1 protein-coding gene is annotated in these 1,098 nt (G+C 74.1%); it reads right to left on the bottom strand.

All coding sequences use genetic code 11. The features are described from left to right. Positions 1-163: 163 nt before the first annotated feature. The gene (locus ACFRCR_RS18835; RefSeq protein ID WP_377679719.1) at positions 164-946 is read right to left on the bottom strand and encodes a deoxyribonuclease IV; all 783 of its coding nucleotides are present in this window, start codon (positions 944-946) and stop codon (positions 164-166) included. Positions 947-1,098: the final 152 nt, after the last annotated feature.

The following is a 1,098-nucleotide window of genomic DNA, read 5'->3' as shown; positions in this document are numbered from 1 at the left end:
CGTCCCTACCCTGAGACGGACGCCATCCGCATGCTCGGGCGACGCCATCCGCATGCTCGGCGAGGGGACCGTACGGTCCGACCGGCCGACCGTCACCCACCCCGACGATCGCGACGACCGTCCGCACCCGGCCGCCCGGGGCCGAGCGGCGCCGTCGGGCCGCTCAGCCCAGGCGCGAGCGCAGCCAGGCGATGTCCGGGCCCATGTCGCCGTGCGTCTCGCAGATCACGGGCGCCCCGGCCGAGGCGATGACCGCGACCAGCTCGTCGGGCGGGATGAGCCCGTCGCCGAAGTGGGCGTGCCGGTCGGCGCCCGAGTCGAACGTGTCCCGGCTGTCGTTCGCGTGCACCAGGTCGATGCGGCCCGTCACGGCGCGGACCTGGTCCGCGGCGGTGCTCAGGTCGATCCCGCCCGCCCAGGCGTGGCACGTGTCGAGCGTGAAGCCGACCTCGTCGCCGCCCTCCGCGGCCCCGATCGCGTCCCACAGCCGCCCGATGCTCTCGATGGTGCGCGCCATCGACTTCGCGCCGCCCGCGGTGTTCTCGATCAGGACGGGCACCTTGGCGTCGAGCGCGTCGATCGCCTTGCGCCAGTTGTCGTAGCCGACCGCGACGTCGTCGGTCGCGGTCACGTGGCCGCCGTGGACGATCACGCCCTTGGCGCCGATCTCCGCCGCACCGTCGACGATCTTCTGGAGCGACTTGCGGCTCGGGATCCGGATGCGGTTGTTGGTGCTCGCGACGTTGATGACGTACGGCGCGTGCACGTACAGGTCGAGGTCCGCGGCCGCGGCGTCTGCGCGCAGGGCCTCGGCGCCGCCGGGGTACGTGAACTCGGCGCCCTTCCAGCCCTGGGGGTCGCCCAGGAAGACCTGGGCCTGGTCGGCGCCGATCGCTCGTGCCTGGTTGACGGCGTCGGCCTGGTCGACGTGTGCTCCGATACGCATGAGGCCCACGCTACGGGCAGCCGGGGGCGCTCGGCTCGGCGGGGGAGGAGACGAGTCGCCGAGTGTGCACTTCGGGGGGGGTACCGCGGGCCACGACAGACCCCCAACCCCCACAACGCCGCCGAGACCCGCCGCGGGGCGCGCCCGGCCCC

This window comes from Oerskovia sp. NPDC056781, from assembly GCF_042789955.1.
Classification (GTDB): domain Bacteria; phylum Actinomycetota; class Actinomycetes; order Actinomycetales; family Cellulomonadaceae; genus Oerskovia; species Oerskovia rustica.
This window is presented reverse-complemented; position numbering and strand designations above follow the sequence as displayed.

Coding starts and splice junctions, on each gene's coding strand:
- ACFRCR_RS18835 (WP_377679719.1), bottom strand. CDS start 946: ATGCGTATCGGAGCACACGTCGACCAGGCCGACGCCGTCAACCAGGCA.